Source organism: Streptomyces bikiniensis, assembly GCF_000716625.1.
GTDB classification, from domain to species: Bacteria; Actinomycetota; Actinomycetes; order Streptomycetales; family Streptomycetaceae; genus Streptomyces; species Streptomyces bikiniensis.
This window is the reverse complement of the sequence record NZ_JNXJ01000104.1, coordinates 1-2,049: the sequence shown is the minus strand read 5'-3', so window position 1 is coordinate 2,049 and position 2,049 is coordinate 1. Positions and strand designations below refer to the sequence as shown.

Annotated in this window: 1 protein-coding gene and 1 pseudogene; both read right to left on the bottom strand. The window is 73.5% G+C overall.

The window, feature by feature from the left end; genetic code table 11:
- A partial coding sequence (locus OO47_RS38335; RefSeq protein ID WP_234323392.1) for an AMP-binding protein occupies positions 1 to 855 on the bottom strand: 855 nt, incomplete at its 3' end.
- A gap of 49 nt (positions 856 to 904) precedes the next feature.
- Positions 905 to 1,951 (bottom strand): annotated as a pseudogene (locus tag OO47_RS38330) (condensation domain-containing protein); the annotation flags it as partial.
- Positions 1,952 to 2,049 lie beyond the last annotated feature (98 nt).

The window sequence follows — 2,049 nt, the reverse complement described above, 5'->3', positions numbered from 1 at the left end:
CTCCAGGCTGAACGCGTCCCACGACACCGGCGAGCACTGCAGGAACACCTCGCCCGGACCGAACCGCCCGTACGACTGCCCGCTCACCGTCGACACCAGGTTCCGGTGCGAGGACAGAATGCCCTTCGGCCGACCCGTGGAACCGGAGGTGAACATCACGCAGGCGGCATCGTCGCCGCTGACGTCCACCCCTGGACCGACGGCGGGGAAGACGGCCAGTTCGCCGCGCGACGGGAGGCCGACGGTCCGCCAGGGCCCCTCGATCCTGGCCGCGTGGGCGGGGGCGGTGAGGAGAAGGGAGATGCCGGCGTCGGCGGCGGCGGAGCGCAGTCGCTCGTCGGGGAAGTCCGGATCGAGCAGCGTGTACGCCGCTCCCGCCTTCACCACCGCGAGCACCGCCACCGCGAAGTCCACACCCCGGTCGAGCAGCACCCCCGCCAGATCACCCCGGCCCAGGCCGTGGGCCCGCAGCAGATGCGCCAGCCGGTTCGCGGAGGCGTCGAGCTCGGCGTACGAAATCCTCCGCCCGCCGTCCACCAACGCCGTCCGCTCCGCGAACCGCGCCGCCGCCTCCTCGAACCGCACCACCAGCGAACCGTCACCGGTCTCGGCGACGGAACCGGCCCAGGGCCCGGTGAGCAGCGCACGCTGTTCGGTGGTGAGCACCTCGAGGTCGGAGAGCCGGAGGCCCGGGTCGGTGAGGACCTGGTCCAGGACGCGGCCGAGGAGGGAGGTCATGCGGCGCACGGTCTCCGCGTCGAACACGTCGGCGGCGTAGAGGAGCGAGCCGTGCAGCCGCCTTCCGTCGTCGGAGCGCAGCAGGAATTCGAGGTCGAACTTGGCAGCGCCGCGCACTGTCCGTCCGCAGCACCAACGTGTTCACGAAGAACCCCACCAACCCGGCAAGGGCCTCGTCGCCCCGGCCCGCCACCGGCGAACCGATCGCCAGATCGGTCCCCGCCCCGAGTCGAGTCAGCGCCGCCACCAGCGCCGCGTGCACCACCATGAACGGCGTGCACCCTTCCTCACGGGCGAGGACGACGACGCGCTCGAACACGTCGGAGCCCAGATCGAGGGTGACCTCGCCGCCCCGGTGGGAGGCGCGGACCGGCCGCGGACGGTCCAGCGCAAGACCGTGCTCCTCAGGAAGCCCCGCCAACGCCTCACGCCAGTAGGCGAGTTCGCGCCCGAGGAGCGATTCCGGATCGTCGGCCGCTCCGAGGACGCGCCGCTGCCAGACCGCGTAATCCGCGTACCCCACCGCCGGCGGCTCCAGCACCTCACCCGCGTAAGCGCGCCCCAGATCCGTGAAGAACACGTCGTGCGACAGTCCGTCCGTGGCGATGTGGTGCAGCACGAGCGACAACACCGCCGAGCCGTCCGGTCGTTCGAGGAGCTGCGCGCGGATCGGCAGGTCGGCCGCCAGGTCGAAGATGCGGCCGGCGGACCGGGCCAGCGCCGCGTCCAGGGCCGCGTCCGTCGCTACGGGTACGCGCTCCACGGTCAGGCGGGCGCGCTCGGGCGGGAGGATCCGCTGCCGCGGCTCGCCGTCGACGACCTCCAGGAGCGTGCGGAGCGGGGCGTGCTTCCCGATCACTGCGCCGAGGGCGGACTCCAGGGCGCCGACGTCCGCACCGGCGTCCAGCCGGACCACCATCGGGACGTTGTACGCGGCGCTGCCGCCGTCGAGTTCCGACAGCAGCCACAGTCGGCGCTGCGCGAACGACGCCGGCGGCAGTCCGTCCGCCGCCGCCTCCCCCGCGACCAGCGGGGGAAGCTCCGTGGCCGGGGCGCCGCCGCGCCCGGCGATCAGCTCGGCGAGGCCGGCGACCGTGGGCCGCTCGAAGACGTCGCGCAGGGTGAGGCGGACGTCGAGGGCCTCGGCGATCCGGTTGGTGAGGCGGGCGGCGAGGAGGGAGTGCCCACCGAGGGCGAAGAAGCTGTCGTCGATGCCGACCTCCGCCGTGTCCAGGGTGAGAACGAAGAGGGCGACGAGGGTCTCTTCGAGGGGGGTGCGGGGTGCGCGGCCGTCGGTGGTGGGGGCGGTGG